This is a genomic window from Streptomyces sp. G45 (assembly GCF_049542095.1).
Classification (GTDB): Bacteria; Actinomycetota; Actinomycetes; order Streptomycetales; family Streptomycetaceae; genus Streptomyces.
The window spans coordinates 5,046,003-5,061,779 of record NZ_JBMUZU010000001.1; the positions used below are offsets into that span (position 1 = coordinate 5,046,003).

Sequence of the window (15,777 nt, forward strand, 5' to 3'; positions counted from 1 at the left end):
GGTTATGCGGTGCGGCTCTTGATGTCGCTGACGAAGGGGGACCACGCGGGGGCGTGGAAGACCAGGGTGGGGCCGTGGGGGCTGTTCTTGGAGTCGCGTACGGGGACGGGGTGGCTGTCGCCGACTTCGAGGCAGTTGCCACCGCTGGCATCGCTATACGTGGACTTGTGCAGGTGGCTGCGCGTGGGCCGTGCTCGCGGATGGGGTTCTCCATGTTCGCCATCGTGCGGCACGGCCCCCGTCAGGGCCAGAGCGGGTGATCCGCCTTGAGGTTGTTGACGAAGGCGGTCCACGCGGGGGCGTGGAAGACGAGTTTGGGGCCGTGGGGGTTCTTGGAGTCGCGTACGGGGACGACGGCCGGGTGGCTGTCGCCGACTTCCAGGCAGTCGCCACCGCTGCCGCCGCTGTGGGTGGACTTGCGCCAGCGGGCGACTTCCAGGCACTCGTCGCCGCCTCCGCCGCTGTAGCTGGACTTGTGCCAGTGGGCTGTGCGCAGGTCGTAGTCGCGGGTGCTGTTCTCCATGTCCGTCATGCTCCGCCAGGGGCCCTATCAAGGCCAGAGCCCCGGCGGGGGATGTGGCTATGGGCGGTGCGTCTTGAGATTGGTGACGAAAGCGGTCCACGCGGGGGCGTGGAAGACGAGCTTGGGGCCGTGGGGGTTCTTGGAGTCGCGTACGGGGACTATGGCGGGGTGGCCGTCGCCGACTTCGAGGCAGTCGTCGCCGCCTCCGCCGCTGTACGTGGACTTGCGCCAGCGGGCGACCTCCAGGCACTCGCCGCCGCTGCCGCCGCTGTAGCTGGACTTGTGCCAGCCAGCCGTACTCAGGTCGAACTCAGGGCTGCTCCTCATGGTCGTAATCCTGCGCTATCTCCTCAATCAGGGCTAGGGACTTCTCCGGCGAGAGCGCGGCGGCTGCGAGCAGTTCGAAGGTGAACTTCATGCGGGCGACGGTGGCTGGGTCGTCCTCCAGCCGTCCGGTGCCGGGACCCTCGAAGTAGACCAGTGGAGGGGCATCCTCGAAGTCCATCAGCTTGAGCGAGCCCGACATGGCTGCGTGCGCTCCTGCTCCGAACGGCAGTACCTGCACAATGGCCCGGCCTCGGCGGATCAGGTCCGCGATATGGCGCAGGGCCTCTGCCATCACTGCGCGATCGCCTGTCACTCGGCGCAGCGCCGCCTCGTCAAGCACTGTCCACAACAACGGTTTTGTGGGGTGGTCGAGCAGGCGAGTGCGCGCCATCCGGCCTTCCACCCACTCGTTGATGGTCTCCTCTTGTGCCGTCGGGGCGTACGCGCGGTTCACGGCCCGTGCGTACGCGGCTGTCTGGAGCAGTCCGGGGATCAGCAGCGCCCCGTATTGCCTGATAGCCGTGGCTTCCGCCTCAGTCTCTGCCACTTCAGCGAAGTGCTCGGGATGACGGGACTTTGCCGCAGCCTTGCAGTTCCGGGTGAAGAATCCGTTCGTACCCAGTACTTCGTCGAACATGGCGGCGTGGTCCGGCTGCATGCGACGCGTACCAGCCTCCAACTGGCCGATGAAGGAACCGCTTACGAAGAGGCGACGGCCCAGCTCATCCTGGCTGAGGCCAGCCCGCTCGCGGGCGTGACGCAGCTCCGCACCCAGTAGGGCGCGGGGGTTGGAGGACGGGTCCAGGTCTTTGGGGCGGGTCATCGTGGGGGAACTCCTCGGACAGCGGGGGCTGTTGGGTGCTCTGCTCTTTTCAGGGTAGGCGGGAGCGAACACTCTGGGTGAGGGAATCGCGACACTCAGTGGAAAGGCGTAAAGCGATGGCGATGACGGCGGAGGAAAGGGGCCGCGCGGCCGAGGAAACGGTGGCGACACTCCGTACGGAGCTGACCCGGGTCGGCATCACGCTGCCCTCCCTGAGGGTGGACCCGCTGACGATGGCGGCGGAAGCACCGTACCCGCTGGTGGAGTTGGGGCGCTGCAACCTGGACACGGCGATGCGGCTCGCGGCGGCGCTGCGCGAGGTGGGGCGGTGATCGGGAAGCGAGAGTACGCGGTCGACGTACGGGACGGCAGCGTCGGCCAGGTGATGGGCCGCGAGGGCGGCTACGTGCAGCTGCGGCCGGTGGGCGGCGGGCGGGAGTGGGACTGCCCGCCGGAAGCGATGGCACCGGCGTCGCAGGGGGACGTGCTGCGGGCGCGGGTGCGGCAGGCGAACCGGGAGGGGCGGCTGCCATGATGGGCGGGGTGGCCGGGGACCGGCGGTCGTGGAGCCGCCTGCTTCAGGCGCGCCGCCAGCTGGACGTTCCGGAGGGGTGGCGGGCGGAGGTCGACGAGGGCCGCCTGGCCTTGGCGCCGCCGCCGCACCGGTGGCACCACGGTGTCGTGGAGGTGCTGCACCGGGCGCTGTACCGGGCCCTGCCGGAGGACCTGGGGGTCTACCAGAACCTGGGCGTGCACGTCGGCCCGCTGGGGGCGCTGTACGTGCCCGGTCTGGTGGTCGCGCCCCGGGAGGTCGTCGTGGACGACGTGGAGCCCGACAGCGCGGAGCCCTTGGACGCGGCGGAGGCGCTGCTCGTCGTGGAGATCGCTTCGCGGGGCGATACCGGGGCCGGGGGCGACCGGGGGCGGCGGCTGCGGGCCTACGGCCAGGCACCCGTGCCGGTGTACCTGCTGGTGGACCGGTACGACGCGCACGGGCCGACGGCCACGGTGTTCCGTGAGCCGCAGGCCGGGGCGTACCGGCACGCGGAGCGGGTGGCGTTCGGGGAGTGCTTCACGCTGCCCGAGCCGCTGGGGGCGACGGTGGACACGGAGGCGTTCCCGCCGTGCGGGGAGGGGGGCGCCGGGTGAGACCACCGCCGCCGTCTCGGTAGTCAGCCGCCGGAAGGTGACGCTCGGGCGCCGGGTGTCACCTTCCGGCGGTGATACGTCGTCGGCGGCGCCGGATCGGCCACGGAACGAGACGGCGTCCGCGAACGCCGGACGGGCTTTGCCCCCCCGGGTGCGTCACGCCGCGTCGTGCGCGGTGAAGGTGACCTGTTCATGGTCGGCGTCCAGGGCGATGCTGAGGGACGCGTCCATGGCGGACGCCAGGCGGCGCAGGAGGGGGAGCGTGGGGACGGAGTCCGCGCCCTCGATGCGGGAGATCTTGGCCTGATTGAGCCCCGCGCGTTCGGCGAGTTCGCTCTGAGTGAGGCCCAGCTCCTGGCGGCGGTCGTAGACGGCCTTGGCGAACGCCATCGCCAGCCGGATCTCGGCCCGCTCGGCGACGACGTCGACCGCCTCGCTGTGCCCCTCGCCGAGCTTTCCCTGCCGGTGCAGCTTCCACCGTGCGTGACTCATGTCGCGTCTCCGTCCTTCTCCTGGTCTCGGCTGTCCCGCTCGTACGTCATGTGGGCCGGTCCGTGCTCGCTCGCGCAGACCCTCCGGGCCTTGACGGCGCGTTCGATCTGGCCTGCTTCGTGCATGCGGGTCTTGCGGAAGACCGTGAGCGGCACGATGCGGGGTGGGCCCTCGCGCGGGCGCCCCTTCACCGGAACCATGGGGCTGCCGCCCCCTGGCATCCCCGCTCATCGCCGCTCCGCGCCTTGTCCTCAAACGCCGGACGGGCTTGGGGGGTTGCGGTCTGCGGAGTGCTTTCCGTTCAGGTGTCCCGGGGGAGTGGGTGGGTGGGTGGGTGGGACCGAGGGGTGCGGGGGACCGGGGGCGCGGGCCCGGCGGTCAGTGGGCGCGGGCGGCCGCGAGGGCGGCGCGTAGGTGGCCGTTGGACTCGGTGAGGAGGCGCGCCGCCGTGGGGGCGTCGACGCGGCCCAGGATCGTGAGGATCGCCGGTTTCACCTCGCCGTCCGTCGCCGCGAGCGCCCGCTCGATCTCGTCGTCGGACGCGCCCGTCGCCAGGGAGACGATGTGCCGGGAGCGGGCGCGGAGCTTGTCGTTGGAGGCGCGGACGTCGACCATCAGGTTCCCGTACGTCTTGCCGAGGCGGATCATGGTGATCGTCGAGATCATGTTGAGGACGAGCTTCTGGGCGGTGCCCGCCTTGAGGCGGGTGGACCCGGTCAGCAGCTCGGGTCCCACCACCACCTCGATGCCGTGCTCGGCGGCCGCCGCCAGCGCGCTGCCCGCGTTGCAGGACAGGCCGACCGTCAGCGCCCCGCGCGCCCGGGCGTGCTCCACCGCGCCGACGGCGTAAGGGGTGCGGCCGGAGGCCGAGACGCCGACCACCGTGTCGTCGGCGGTGAGGCCGAGCCCGTCCAGGTCCGCCGCGGCCAGCGCCGCGCTGTCCTCCGCGCCCTCCACGGCCGTGACCATGGCCTCGGGGCCGCCCGCGATGAGGCCGACGACGACACCCGGGTCGGTGTTGAAGGTCGGCGGGCACTCGGACGCGTCCAGGACGCCGAGCCGCCCGGCGGTGCCCGCGCCCGCGTAGACCAGGCGGCCGCCGCGCGCCATGCGCTCCGCGGTGGCGTCGATGGCGGCGGCGATCCGCGGCAGCTGCGCGGCGACGGCGGTCGGCACGGAGGCGTCCTCGCCGTTCATGATCCGGGCGATCTCCTCGGTGGGCAGCCGGTCGATCTCGGCCAGCTCGGGCCGGAACGCCTCGGTGGTGAGGGAGGCCAGCTGCGCGCGGAGTTCGCCGAAACCGTCGGAGGTGGAGGTCATGGGGGTGCGGCTCTTTCGATGCGGGTGGATGGGTGGGTGGGCGAAGACAGGGCGGGGGAGGCGAGCGCCGCGCGACGCGGTCAGCCGCTGCGGTGCCGGTGCGCCAACGCCTCGTACGACGCCGCGAGCGCGGGCGCCGCCGTTTCGTACGTACGCTGGGCCACCCCCACGAACAGGCAGTCCACGACGAGGAGTTGACTGGTGCGGGACGACATCGCCGCCGGGCGCAGCTCGCTCTCGCGGGCCGTGGACGTCGTCAGGATGTGGTCGGCGTACTGCGAGACCAGGCCGTCGGGGCGGCCGGTGATCGCGACGGTGGTGGCGCCGTGCTCGAAGGCGACCCGCAGCGGCTCGATGACGTCACCCGTGGAACCGGAGTGGGTGATGGCGATCGCCACGTCCTTCGCGCGCAGGGTCACCGCGTTGGTGACCGCGAGGTGCGGATCGGAGTGCGCGTGCGCCACCTGCCCGATGCGCAGCAGCTTCTGGGCCAGGTCCTGGGCGACGAGCCCGGAGGCCGCGACGCCGTAGACCTCCACGCGGCGCGCGGCGGCCAGCGCGGTGACGGCGGCGCCGAGCTGCACGGTGTCCAGCGCGGCGGCCGTGTCGGCGAGGGTCTGCTGCTCGTCGTACGCGAGCTTCGCGACGACGTCGGCGATCGGGTCGTCGACGGCGATGTCCGCCGTGACGGCGGGCGCCCGGCCCGACTGCTGGTGGGCGGCGAGCCCGGCGAGCGCCAGGCGCAGGTCGCGGTAGCCGGGGTAGCCGAGGAGGCGGGCCGTGCGGACGACGGTCGCCTCGCTGGTGCCGGTCAGCTCGGCGAGGCCGGTGACGGTGAGGGCGGCGCAGCCCGCCGGGTCGTTCGCCACGGCCTCGGCGACGCGCTGCATGGAACGCGTCATCGACGGCGCGAGCGTCCGCACCTTCGCCGCGAGCGCGGCGGGTGCGGGCGGAGCGCCACCCGCGAAGATTTCCTTCACGTCCGGACTCATTCCTGAAAGGTATTTTCACGCCGGTCAGGGGTCAAGACCTCTGTCGGCGGCCACCGGACGCGGGCGCCGCTGTGCGTCGCGTGGGGCGACAATGGCCGCATGGACACGATCGACCCTCTGGAGCAGGCGCTGCACGCCGCCCGCGCGCTCGTCCTCGCCGACCTCGCCGCGCGCGAGGTGGCCCAGGCCGACGTGGTCTCCTTCGTCGAGGAGGCCGTGACGCACCGCCGCTGGTGGGTCGAGCAGTGGCCCGACGGCGCCGCGTACGTCGCCGGGCTCGTCGCCCAGGACGTCCAGGACAAGATCCTGGAGCGGTACGGGCGGTGGCCGCTGTGCCCCGTGTGCGGCTCCGGGGACCCGCACGCCCTCGACGTCGAGCCCGAGCTGGGACCCGACCCGCACTGGGTGTGCGGCAAGGCCGGGGTCGTCGTGGCACCGGTCGGCGGCCTGACGTGACCCTCTACATCGACCCGCCCACCTGGCCCGGCCACGGGCGGCTCTGGTCGCACCTGGTCAGCGACGTGTCGTACGACGAACTGCACGCGTTCGCCCAGCGCATCGGGGTGCCCGCGCGGGCCTTCGAGCGGGACCACTACGACCTGCCCGCGCACCGCTACGGGGACGCCGTGCGGGCGGGGGCCGTCGAGGTGGGGTCGAAGGAACTGGTGCGGCGGCTCACGGCGGCGGGGTTGCGGCGGCGCAAGGGCGCCGGTCCCCGCGGGGCGCCCCAGGCCCGCCCCTTTCCCGAAACCAGGGGCTGCCGCCCCTAGCACCCCGCCTTGTTGGCGCTTCGCGCCTCGTCCTCAAACGCCGGACGGGCTACATAGGCCCGTCGGGCGCCCCGGTCCGCGGCACGGGTGTACCCCGCCCTGGTGAGGACCGCCTCCGACGCCGTGTTGCCCTCGTCCACCAGGGCGCGTACGCCCCGGACGTCCGGGAGGGTCAGGGCCCACTCGGTGAGCGTGCGGAGCGCTTCCGTCGCGTAGCCGTTGCCCCGGGCCGCGGGGGCCAGGTCGTAGCCGAGTTCCGCCCAGCCCTCGTCGTCGGGGGCGCCGTGGAAGCCGATGGCGCCGATCGCGCGGTGGTCGGCGGTGCGGACGACGGCGTACATGCCCCACTCGGGGCGGTGCGTCCCGGCCGCGTACGCCCGTGCCGTGCGTCCGGCGGCGCCGCGCGTGCCCTCGTACGGGCCGCCCTCGATCCAGTCGAAGCCGCCGGTGCCGCCCGCGGCGAGGTCCGCGGCGGCCGGGGGCGCGACCTCCAGGAGGGCGACGCGGTCGGCGGGCAGGTGGATCTGGTTGTGCCAGCGCCAGCGCTCCAGACGGGCGCGGCCGGGCAGCGAGCCGCGCCCCGTGGCCCACAGCAGGGTCGCCCAGTGCGAGTCGCCCTCCCGGGCGGGCGGCACATGCGGGAACTGCCAGGCCAGCAGGGCCTCGCACAGGTTCTCGGGCGGCTCGTACGCGACGTCGAAGGCGCGCAGGACGTCGTACGTGTGCAGCAGCAGCTCCACGATGCCCATGGCGGCGAAGCCGCGCGCGTCCGCGCTGCCGTACGGATACGGGTGGTAGCCGCGCGCGTCCGGCGGCGCCGTCCGCACCACCGCCGCGAGCAGCCCCCCGGACGCCTCGATCGCGAACACCGCGCCCGCCGGGTCCGTGCCCTCCTCCAAGGTGGCCTCGATCGGCACGTACGCGCCCTGGGCGCGGCCCGTGAGCTGCGCCGCGTACGCCGTGAAGTCGCTCACGACGTGCTCGGCCGTGTCCAGGCAGGTCCACTCCAGGCCGCCCGCGTGTGCCGTCCAGTCGTACGCCGTCGTCGCCACCGCGCGCAGCGCCCGCGTCGCGTGCGCCACCGCCTCGTCGACCTGGTTCCCGCCCATCTCCAGCATGCGGCGAGGCTACGTGAGCCGGGCCAGTTCCGCCGTCAGGTTTTCCCGGGCGGGGCCTCCCAGTGGGCGGCGCCGTGCGGGGTGCGGAACAGGCGGGGCAGGGCGAGGAGTTGGCGCAGCACGTCCGCGCGGCCCTGGCGGAACGCGTCGTCGGGCACGAAGGCGTACTCCTCGCGGACGGCCGCCGCGTACGCCGCGTACGCCTCCGGCGGCGCCGCGAGGATCGCCAGGTCGGCGTCGCACAGGGTCTCGCCGTTGCGGTCGCCGTCCGCCGGGTCGTGGGTGACCGTCAGGCGGACCAGGCGGGCCACCTCCGCGGTGGCCTCCGGGGGCAGGCCCGCCTCGGGGAGGGCACGCTCGGCCAGGCGGGCGCTGCGCTCCTCGTTCTCCGAGCGGTCGGGGGCGTAGACGGCGTCGTGGAACCAGGCGGCGAGCCTCACCACGTGCGGGGTGTCCGCGTGCGGGTGGAGGGTGTCGATGTGGTCCAGGACGGCGGTGAGGTGGGTGAGGGTGTGGTACCGGCGGTGGGGCTCGGCCCAGCGTGCGAGGAGGTTGTCCGCGTACGGGGTCGGGTCCGGGCCGGGGGCCCGGCGGGCCGCCTCCAGGTCCGCGGCCCAGCGGGCGCGCAGCGCGCTTGCTTCGTCCATGGGCCGACCCTAGGCGGTGCGCGTGGGTGCCCTCGCGGGGGGTGCCCCAGACCCGCCCCTTTCCCGAAACCATGGAGCTGCCGCCCCCTGGCACCCCCGCCCATCGGCGCTCCGCGCCTCGTCCTCAAACGCCGGACGGGCTGAATCGTCGCGCTGCGCGCTCGCCCTCAGGCGCCGGGCGGGCTGGATTGTCGCGCTGGCGCGCTTGTCCTCGGGCGTCGGGCGGGCTTGGTCTGGGGCATGAGGAGCTGACGACGGCGAGGACGCACCATTCAGCCTGCCCGGCGTTTGAGGGCGAGGCGCGGAGCGGCGATTGAGGGCGGGTGGGTGGGACCGAGGGGTGCGGCGGGGGCGGCTTCAGTGGGCGTGGCCGGAGGGCTTCGGTGTCGCTGCCGCCCCGGTGGCCCCGGAGCGGAGCGTGAAGGCCGCCGTGCGGACCTTCCCCTCGTGCTGGAAGTCGAGGAACAGGCGGTAGCTGCCCGTGCTGGGGGCCGTCGCCGTGAAGGACACCGCCGGGCCCGGCTTCGTCGTGCCGTCGCCGGGCTCGCCGTTCGGGTGGACGTGGAGGTAGGCGAGGTCCCCGGAGCGCAGGGCGACCAGGTGGCCGTACGCGCCCAGGTACGGCTGGAGGTCCTTGACGGGCTTGCCGTCGCGGCTGACGCGCAGGGTCAGCGTGGACGGCTGGCCGGGCTTCAGCGCGCCGTCCAGGCGCACCTCGTAACCGCCGGGGGCCGCGGCGGTCGCGGCGGGGCGCGGCAGCGCGGCGGGGGAGTAGCGGCCGGTCACGGCCAGGTCCGCGCCGAGCGTCAGCTTCTCCTTCGCGCCGCGCGGCTTGAAGTCGGCGAACACCCGGTAGTCCCCGGCCTTCGGCAGCGTCGCCGGGACCGACCAGGTGCCGTCGGCGGCCCGGGTCGGGTGCAGATGGCGGTAGGTCGTCAGGTCGCGGGAGGCGACGATCAGGTGCAGTTCCTTGCCGTGGTCCTCGTCGTACGCCGTCACGGCGCGCCCCGTGGCCTCGCGGGTGATCCGCAGGCGCAGGTCGGTGCGCTCGCCCGCGGTGGCGCGGGGGGTCCTCAGGTCCAGTGCGTAGCCCTGGGCGGAGAGGGCGAGGCCGCCGGGGGGCTCGGGGGCCGCCTTCTCCGGCCGCTCCGGCCCGCGGTCGTGCTCCTCGCTGTGCGCCGCCGGTTTCGTGCCCACCGTGTCGACGCTCGTGCCCACCGCGTACGCGGTGCCGAACGTGGCCGCGACGGCCGCGGCGAAGGCGGTGATCTTCAGTCCGGTGTTCATGGCGTCGGCTCCTGGGTGCGGTAGGGGTACGGGGTATGGGGTACGGGGTTGCCGTTCACTCCGAAAGTACCCCTGGGGGGTATCGAGCGCAAGTGGGGGAGCTGCTTGCGTCAGGTACCCCCCAGGGGTATAAATGTTCTCCGTAAGCCATACCGGCCCCCGGTATCCGTATCCGAATCCGTATCCGGTCTCCGGTTCCCGACACGAGGAGCGGCCCGCATGTCCACCACCCAGGTAGAACTCTCCATCGGCGGCATGACCTGCGCCTCCTGCGCGGCCCGCATCGAGAAGAAGCTGAACCGCATGGACGGCGTCGAGGCGACCGTCAACTACGCCACGGAGAAGGCGAAGGTGAGTTTCGACGGGGACGGCCTCGCCGTCGCCGACCTCATCGCCACCGTCGAGGCCACCGGGTACACGGCGCGCGAGCCCGCCCCACCCCGTCCCGCACCGGACGATCCCGGGGCGCGGGGCGATGACGGCGACGCCGACGACGACGCCGAGCTGCGGCCCCTGCGGCAGCGCCTGATCACCGCCGTCCTGCTGTCCGTACCGGTCATCGCCATGGCGATGGTCCCTGCGCTCCAGTTCGAGTACTGGCAGTGGCTGTCCCTGACGCTCGCGGCGCCCGTGGTGACGTACGCCGCCTGGCCCTTCCACAAGGCCGCCTTCACCAACGCGCGGCACGGCGCGGCCACCATGGACACGCTGATCTCCGTCGGCACGTCGGCGGCGTTCCTGTGGTCCCTGTGGGCACTGTTCCTCGGCTCCGCCGGTGAGCCCGGCATGACGCACGCCTTCGAGCTGACCATCGAGCGCACCGACGGCGCCGGGAACATCTACCTGGAGGCCGCGGCCGGTGTCACCGCCTTCATCCTCGCCGGGCGGTACTTCGAGGCCCGCTCCAAGCGCAAGGCGGGCGCGGCCCTGAAGGCGCTGCTCGAACTGGGCGCCAAGGACGTCACCGTGCTGCGGGACGGACGCGAGGAGACCGTTCCCGTCGGCGACTTGAAGGTCGGCGACCGGTTCCTGGTGCGGCCCGGCGAGAAGATCGCCACCGACGGGCGCGTCGTCGAGGGCGCCTCCGCCGTCGACGCCTCCATGCTCACCGGCGAGTCCGTGCCCGTGGAGGTCGGCGAGGGCGACTCCGTCACCGGCGCCACCCTGAACGTCGGCGGCCGCCTCGTCGTCGAGGCCACCCGCGTCGGCGCCGACACCCAGCTCGCCCGCATGGCCAGGCTCGTGGAGGACGCCCAGAACGGCAAGGCCGCCGCCCAGCGCCTCGCCGACCGCATCTCCGGCGTCTTCGTCCCCGTCGTCATCGCGCTCGCCCTCGCCACGCTCGGCTTCTGGCTCGGCAACGGCGTCGGCCTGACCGCCGCGTTCACCGCCGCCGTCGCCGTCCTGATCATCGCCTGCCCGTGCGCCCTGGGCCTCGCCACGCCGACCGCGCTGATGGTCGGCACCGGGCGCGGCGCCCAGCTCGGCATCCTCATCAAGGGCCCGGAGGTCCTGGAGACCACCCGCCGCGTCGACACCATCGTCCTGGACAAGACCGGCACCGTCACCACCGGCAGGATGACGCTGCTCGCCACGCACGTCGCCGACGGCACCGACGAGCGGGACATGCTGCGGCTCGCGGGCGCCCTGGAGCACGCCTCCGAGCACCCCATCGCCCAGGCCGTCGCCGCCGGGGCCGCCCAGCAGGTCGGCGCGCTCCCCACCCCGGAGGACTTCGCCAACGTCGCCGGGCTCGGCGTGCAGGGCGTCGTCGAGGGCCACGCGGTGCTCGTCGGCCGCGAGAAGCTGCTCGCCGAGTGGGCCATGGAGCTTCCGGCCGGGCTGAAGCGGGCCAAGGACGCCGCCGAGGCCGCGGGCCGCACCGCCATCGCCGTCGCCTGGGACGGCGAGGCGCGGGCCGTCCTCGAAGTCGCCGACGCCGTGAAGGACACCAGCCCCGAGGCCATCCGCCGCCTGCGCGACCTCGGCCTCACCCCCATCCTGCTCACCGGCGACAACAAGGCCGTCGCCGAGGCCGTCGCCGCCGAGGTGGGCATCGCCCCCGAGCACGTCATCGCCGAGGTCCTGCCCCAGGACAAGGTCGACGTCGTCAAGCGCCTCCAGGGCGAGGGCCGCTCGGTCGCCATGGTCGGCGACGGCGTCAACGACGCCGCCGCCCTCGCCCAGGCCGACCTCGGCCTGGCCATGGGCACCGGCACCGACGCCGCGATCGAGGCCGGGGACCTCACCCTCGTACGAGGCGACCTGCGCGCCGCGGCCGACGCGATCCGGCTCTCCCGCAAGACCCTCGGCACCATCAAGTCCAACCTGTTCTGGGCCTTCGCCTACAACGTGGCGGCGCTGCCGCTCGCCGCGGCGGGCCTCCTCAACCCGATGATCGCGGGCGCGGCCATGGCCTTCTCCTCGGTCTTCGTGGTGGGCAACAGCCTGCGGCTGCGCGGTTTCCAGCCACTGAGCTGAGCCACACGGCCCACATGGCCTGATCACCCCGGTGCGGAGCGGATTCGCGCCGGGGTGATCTGCGCGTACTCTGGTAATTGGACTAGACCTGTGTTTCCGTTGTCGGCGCCACGTACGTGCACCCCACGTACCCGCACCACACGTACGTGTGTGACACCAGACGTGCGTGTGTCCCACGAGCCGACTCCCAGAAGGAAGACGACGCCCATGAGCAAGCGCGCGCTGCTGGAGGTGATCGCCCTCGACGCCGAGGACGCGGTCGCGGCCCAGGCCGGAGGAGCGGACCGGCTTGAGCTGGTCACCGACATGGCCGCCGACGGCCTCACCCCGTCCGCCGAGGCCTTCGCGGCGATCCGCGCCGCCGTCGACATCCCGCTGCGCGTCATGCTGCGCCAGGCCGACGGCTTCGCCGCCGGTGACGTCGCCGCCCTGGTCCGCTCCGCGCGCGAGCTGCGCGCCGAGGGCGCCGACGAGTTCGTGCTCGGCTTCCTCGACGACGCCCAGGGCCCCGACCTCGCCGCCGTCGAGGAGGTCGTGGGCGCGCTCGACGGCTGCCGCTGGACCTTCCACCGGGCCATCGACCGCGCCGCCGACCGCGACGCCCTCCGCAAGCAGATCGCCGACCTGCCGGGCCTGGACACCTACCTCACCGCGGGCGCCGCCGCGGGCGTCGACGAGGGCCTGCCCACCCTCCTCGCGGAACACGCCCGCGCCGGCGAGCCCGGCTACGAGCCCCAGATCCTCGTCGGCGGCGGCCTCCGCCTCGACCACCTGGGGCGGCTGCGGGAGGCCGGGATCGACGGCTTCCACATCGGCGGCGCCGCCAGGCCCCACGGGTGGGGCGGTCCCGTCTCCTCGGAGGCCGTGGGCCGCTGGCGGGCCGCCGTCGGGGGCTGACGCCGTCTCTCGCGGTGGCCGCGGGCGCCGGTCCCGGGTGAGGCCACCCGGCGCCGGGGTCAGGCGAGTTGGGGCGGCAGCGGGGAGGCGTGGCAGACCGTGAGGCCCGAGACCGCTCGGGTCAGGGCCACGTACAGGCGGCGCAGGCCCGTGCGTTCGTCGGGCTCGCCGTCGACCACCGCCGCGGGCTCGTCCAGGACCACGTAGTCGTACTCGAGTCCCTTGGCCAGCGAGGCCGGTACGAGGGTCAGGCGGGAGTCCGCCGTGGTCTCCTCGCCGGGCGACAGATACGCCATCCCGGCCTCCGCCAGGGCCTCGGCGAGCGCCGGGACACGGGCGTCCGCGGCGATCAGACCGATCGACCCCTCGTGGCGCAGCGCCTCCGCGCACGCCGCCACCACGTCCGCGGCCGACGCCACCGGGCGGACGGAGAAGGCCCCCGGGTTCTCCCGCACGGACGTCACCGGCGCGAGGCCCGGCGCGATGTGCGGCAGCAGCCGCGAGGCGTACGCGATCACGTCCCGCGGCACGCGGAAACCCGCCGTCAGCTCCTCCACCACCGCGTCGTCCTTGCCCAGGTGGGCCAGCGCCTCGGCCCAACTCCGCGTCGCCCAGGGCGTGGTGCCCTGCGCCAGGTCGCCGAGGACCGTGACGGAACCGGTCGTGCAGCGGCGGCCCACCGCCCGGTACTGCATCGGCGACAGGTCCTGCGCCTCGTCCAGCACCACATGGCCCAGCGAGTGCGTGCGGCTGACCAGGTCCGCCGCCTCGTCGATCAGCACCGCGTCCGCCGCCGACCACTTGGTGCTCTTCGGGGTCCGCGCGGGCTTCGCCCACAGGACCGCCTTCTGCTCCTCGGCGGTGAGCACCCCCTCGGCGTGCGCCGCGAGGAAGTCCGCGTCGGACAGCAGCCGGTGCACCAGCTTCGCCGGGTCCACCTGCGGCCAGATCGCCTTCACCGCCGCCTTCACCGCCGCGTTGCGCGCCACCGCGTCCTGCACCCGGTCGTCCGGCGCCTCCCCGGAGCGCTCCATCTGCACCAGCACCGCGTGCGCGATCCGCTGCGGCAGCGCCTCCCGCGCCGCCCCGTACCGCATGCCCCGCTCCAGCAACTCCCGCACGATGTCGTCCAGTTCGTACGCCGGGACGCGCCAGCGGCGCGAGCCGCGCACCACCACCACGGCCTCCGTCGGCGGCGTCACATGCGAGCGCAGCGCCCGGCGCAGCACCTCCGCCATCCGCGCGTCGCCCTTGACCAGCGCCGCCGCCGCGTCGTCGGTGCCGCGCACCTCCACGTGCGCCACCAGGTCGTCGACGGTCGCCTGCCGCACCTCCAGCTCGCCCAGCGCGGGCAGCACCTGCTCGATGTAGTGCAGGAAGGAACGGTTCGGCCCGATCACCAGCGTGCCCGTGCGCGCGAGGCGCTCCCGGTGCGCGTACAGCAGATACGCCACCCGGTGCAGGCCCACCGCCGTCTTCCCGGTGCCCGGCCCGCCCTGCACGCACACCGAACCGGCGAGCCCGCCGCGGACGATCTCGTCCTGCTCCGGCTGGATCGTCGCCACGATGTCCCGCATGGGGCCCACGCGCGGCCGCTCGATCTCCTGCTGGAGCAGCCTGCTGGTCTGCTCGGCCCCGGCGGCGTCCGTCAGGTCCTCGTCCTCGTACGCCGTCAGGTCGCCGCCCGTGTAACCGAAGCGGCGGCGCAGCGCCACGTCCATCGGGTCCTTCTTGGAGGCCCGGTAGAAGGGCTGGGACACCGGCGCGCGCCAGTCGATGACCATGGGGTCGCCGTCGGCGTCGTGCACGTGGCGGCGGCCGATGTAGAACTGCTCGCCCTCGCCGCCCTCCGCCTGCTCGGCGCCCGGAGCGTGCAGGAAGTCCAGCCTGCCGAAGAACAGCGGGGTGTGCGCGAGGTCCGCGAGCGCCTTGATCCGCTCGTCGATCTGCCCCTGGAGGACCTCGGCGTTCACCCAGTTCGCCGTGACGTCCCTGATGTCCAGGGACTCGACGTCCTCCCGCATGGCGCGCAGCGCGGCCCGGGACGCGGCGAGGTGCGCCCGCTCGCGGGCCAGGGGGTCGGTGGCCGGGTGCGGGTCGGCGGCCGGGCGCCGGTCGTCGGCGGGGTGCGGGTCGGCGGCAGGGCGGGGTGCTGCGTTCACTGCTTCTTTCCTCCGGCGGGGTACGGGCGTGCTCGGCCGCGCTGTGCGCGTGGCCCGGTGCCGCCGGTTTCCGACCGGACGGCGGCGCGCTCCGCCGACGGGCGGGAGGCGGGGAAGGGGGCATCTTAGTTCGGGGCTGGGTGGTGGGGCCAATGATTTTCGGGGCCGGGGCCGGGGCCGGTGCCGGGGCTCTTCCCGGCGCGGTGGGGGGCCGGGGCGGCGCTGTGGGGCTGGCCGCCGGGGGCGAAACCCTGACTCATCCCTGAGATCCCCCTCAGGGACGCCCTCCCTCCGGAGGTGTAGGGGCCCCGGCCCCCGAGTCGTACCGGCGGACGTCCGCGGTTACCCCCGCAGGCCGATGACCGGCGCCGTCGCGGAACCGACCATGGAGACATGAGCAGCGCAGTCATCACCCCCGCGTCCCTGTCCGTACCCACCGGCCCCACCGGTCCCACCGGCGTCCGCGGCGCCGACGGCGCGACCGCCGTCGGCGACACCCACCGCCCGCACCGCGTCGGCAACGCCCTGCGGGCGGCGAAGGTCTTCGTGACCGCCGCGTTCGGCGTCACCGTGCTCGGCGAGTACGCCGAGGAGGCCGGGGTCCGCCGCCGCTGACCCGCCGCCGCCGTCCCCGTGCCGGGGCGGCCCCGTCCGCTAGGGTCACGCCGTGCCCGCACGGCCCGTCACCCTCCCCGTACGCACCGCGATCAGCGCGCGTACCGCCGTACCCCCTGGCTCCTCCTCGCCCTCTCCTGCTCCGCCTTCGCCGCCCTGTGCGCCGTCCAGGGC

General features: G+C 74.0%; 19 protein-coding genes and 1 pseudogene. 8 read left to right on the plus strand and 12 right to left on the minus strand.

The window, feature by feature from the left end; translation table 11 throughout:
- Positions 1-2: 2 nt before the first annotated feature.
- Genes ACOBQU_RS21190 through ACOBQU_RS21205 form a run of 4 tightly spaced genes read right to left on the minus strand, consistent with a single transcriptional unit; the run spans position 3 to position 1,673 of the window.
- Positions 3-293, minus strand: coding sequence for a DUF397 domain-containing protein (locus tag ACOBQU_RS21190; protein ID WP_423628889.1), 291 nt, complete (start codon positions 291-293; stop codon positions 3-5).
- On the minus strand, positions 242-523 hold the full coding sequence (locus ACOBQU_RS21195) for a DUF397 domain-containing protein (RefSeq protein WP_423628890.1): 282 nt from the start codon (positions 521-523) through the stop codon (positions 242-244). Before ACOBQU_RS21195 ends, ACOBQU_RS21190 begins: the two co-directional genes overlap by 52 nt.
- Positions 524-580: 57 nt before the next feature.
- On the minus strand, positions 581-850 hold the full coding sequence (locus ACOBQU_RS21200; protein WP_423628891.1) for a DUF397 domain-containing protein: 270 nt from the start codon (positions 848-850) through the stop codon (positions 581-583).
- On the minus strand, positions 834-1,673 hold the full coding sequence (locus ACOBQU_RS21205) for a helix-turn-helix domain-containing protein (protein ID WP_423628892.1): 840 nt from the start codon (positions 1,671-1,673) through the stop codon (positions 834-836). The genes ACOBQU_RS21200 and ACOBQU_RS21205 overlap by 17 nt, the downstream gene beginning before the upstream one ends.
- 122 nt (positions 1,674-1,795) lie before the next feature.
- On the opposite strand from ACOBQU_RS21205, the gene ACOBQU_RS21210 reads away from it, so the two are divergent.
- The 3 genes from ACOBQU_RS21210 to ACOBQU_RS21220 are packed head-to-tail and all read left to right on the plus strand — an operon-like array spanning position 1,796 to position 2,822.
- Positions 1,796-2,005, plus strand: coding sequence for a hypothetical protein (locus ACOBQU_RS21210; RefSeq protein WP_423628893.1), 210 nt, complete (start codon positions 1,796-1,798; stop codon positions 2,003-2,005).
- The gene (locus ACOBQU_RS21215; RefSeq protein WP_423628894.1) at positions 2,002-2,208 is read left to right on the plus strand and encodes a hypothetical protein; all 207 of its coding nucleotides are present in this window, start codon (positions 2,002-2,004) and stop codon (positions 2,206-2,208) included. Before ACOBQU_RS21210 ends, ACOBQU_RS21215 begins: the two co-directional genes overlap by 4 nt.
- Positions 2,205-2,822: a Uma2 family endonuclease gene (locus tag ACOBQU_RS21220; protein ID WP_423628895.1), complete on the plus strand. Its 618-nt coding sequence runs from the start codon at positions 2,205-2,207 to the stop codon at positions 2,820-2,822. Before ACOBQU_RS21215 ends, ACOBQU_RS21220 begins: the two co-directional genes overlap by 4 nt.
- 156 nt (positions 2,823-2,978) lie before the next feature.
- Here ACOBQU_RS21220 and ACOBQU_RS21225 read toward each other — a convergent pair whose 3' ends face one another.
- From ACOBQU_RS21225 to ACOBQU_RS21240, 4 genes are all read right to left on the minus strand, one after another.
- Entirely contained in the window at positions 2,979-3,314 is a 336-nt protein-coding gene (locus ACOBQU_RS21225; RefSeq protein WP_423628896.1) for a helix-turn-helix domain-containing protein, read from the minus strand.
- On the minus strand, positions 3,311-3,514 hold the full coding sequence (locus ACOBQU_RS21230) for a hypothetical protein (protein ID WP_423628897.1): 204 nt from the start codon (positions 3,512-3,514) through the stop codon (positions 3,311-3,313). Before ACOBQU_RS21230 ends, ACOBQU_RS21225 begins: the two co-directional genes overlap by 4 nt.
- A 178-nt stretch (positions 3,515-3,692) precedes the next feature.
- On the minus strand, positions 3,693-4,634 hold the full coding sequence (murQ, locus tag ACOBQU_RS21235; protein WP_423628898.1) for an N-acetylmuramic acid 6-phosphate etherase: 942 nt from the start codon (positions 4,632-4,634) through the stop codon (positions 3,693-3,695).
- Positions 4,635-4,714: 80 nt separating this feature from the next.
- A complete protein-coding gene (locus ACOBQU_RS21240) occupies positions 4,715-5,626 on the minus strand; it encodes a MurR/RpiR family transcriptional regulator (RefSeq protein ID WP_423628899.1) in 912 nt (303 codons plus the stop codon).
- Between the two features lie 99 nt (positions 5,627-5,725).
- Here ACOBQU_RS21240 and ACOBQU_RS21245 point away from each other — a divergent pair, with 99 nt between their 5' ends.
- Entirely contained in the window at positions 5,726-6,082 is a 357-nt protein-coding gene (locus ACOBQU_RS21245; RefSeq protein WP_423628900.1) for a hypothetical protein, read from the plus strand.
- Positions 6,079-6,396 carry a DUF4031 domain-containing protein gene (locus tag ACOBQU_RS21250; RefSeq protein ID WP_423628901.1) on the plus strand — a complete coding sequence of 106 codons (318 nt, stop codon included), beginning with the start codon at positions 6,079-6,081 and terminating at the stop codon, positions 6,394-6,396. Before ACOBQU_RS21245 ends, ACOBQU_RS21250 begins: the two co-directional genes overlap by 4 nt.
- On the opposite strand, the gene ACOBQU_RS21255 is transcribed toward ACOBQU_RS21250, so the two are convergent.
- The 3 genes and pseudogenes from ACOBQU_RS21255 to ACOBQU_RS21265 form a co-directional block, all read right to left on the minus strand.
- Entirely contained in the window at positions 6,393-7,514 is a 1,122-nt protein-coding gene (locus ACOBQU_RS21255) for a GNAT family N-acetyltransferase (protein WP_423628902.1), read from the minus strand. The two genes, ACOBQU_RS21250 and ACOBQU_RS21255, sit on opposite strands and share 4 nt — an antisense overlap.
- A 9-nt stretch (positions 7,515-7,523) precedes the next feature.
- Positions 7,524-8,161: pseudogene (locus ACOBQU_RS21260) on the minus strand (hypothetical protein).
- A 357-nt stretch (positions 8,162-8,518) separates the two neighbouring features.
- Positions 8,519-9,448, minus strand: a complete 930-nt coding sequence (locus ACOBQU_RS21265) for a hypothetical protein (RefSeq protein ID WP_423628903.1) — start codon at positions 9,446-9,448, stop codon at positions 8,519-8,521.
- 219 nt (positions 9,449-9,667) lie between these two features.
- Here ACOBQU_RS21265 and ACOBQU_RS21270 point away from each other — a divergent pair, with 219 nt between their 5' ends.
- Both ACOBQU_RS21270 and ACOBQU_RS21275 read left to right on the plus strand, forming a co-directional pair.
- Entirely contained in the window at positions 9,668-11,929 is a 2,262-nt protein-coding gene (locus tag ACOBQU_RS21270; RefSeq protein ID WP_423628904.1) for a heavy metal translocating P-type ATPase, read from the plus strand.
- A 207-nt stretch (positions 11,930-12,136) separates the two neighbouring features.
- Positions 12,137-12,826, plus strand: coding sequence for a copper homeostasis protein CutC (locus ACOBQU_RS21275; RefSeq protein WP_423628905.1), 690 nt, complete (start codon positions 12,137-12,139; stop codon positions 12,824-12,826).
- 59 nt (positions 12,827-12,885) lie between these two features.
- Here the strand turns inward: ACOBQU_RS21275 and ACOBQU_RS21280 are convergent, their stop codons facing one another.
- Positions 12,886-14,988, minus strand: coding sequence for a HelD family protein (locus ACOBQU_RS21280; protein ID WP_423628906.1), 2,103 nt, complete (start codon positions 14,986-14,988; stop codon positions 12,886-12,888).
- A 393-nt stretch (positions 14,989-15,381) separates the two neighbouring features.
- Here ACOBQU_RS21280 and ACOBQU_RS21285 point away from each other — a divergent pair, with 393 nt between their 5' ends.
- The gene (locus tag ACOBQU_RS21285; RefSeq protein ID WP_423628907.1) at positions 15,382-15,603 is read left to right on the plus strand and encodes a hypothetical protein; all 222 of its coding nucleotides are present in this window, start codon (positions 15,382-15,384) and stop codon (positions 15,601-15,603) included.
- The last annotated feature ends 174 nt before the right edge of the window (positions 15,604-15,777 follow it).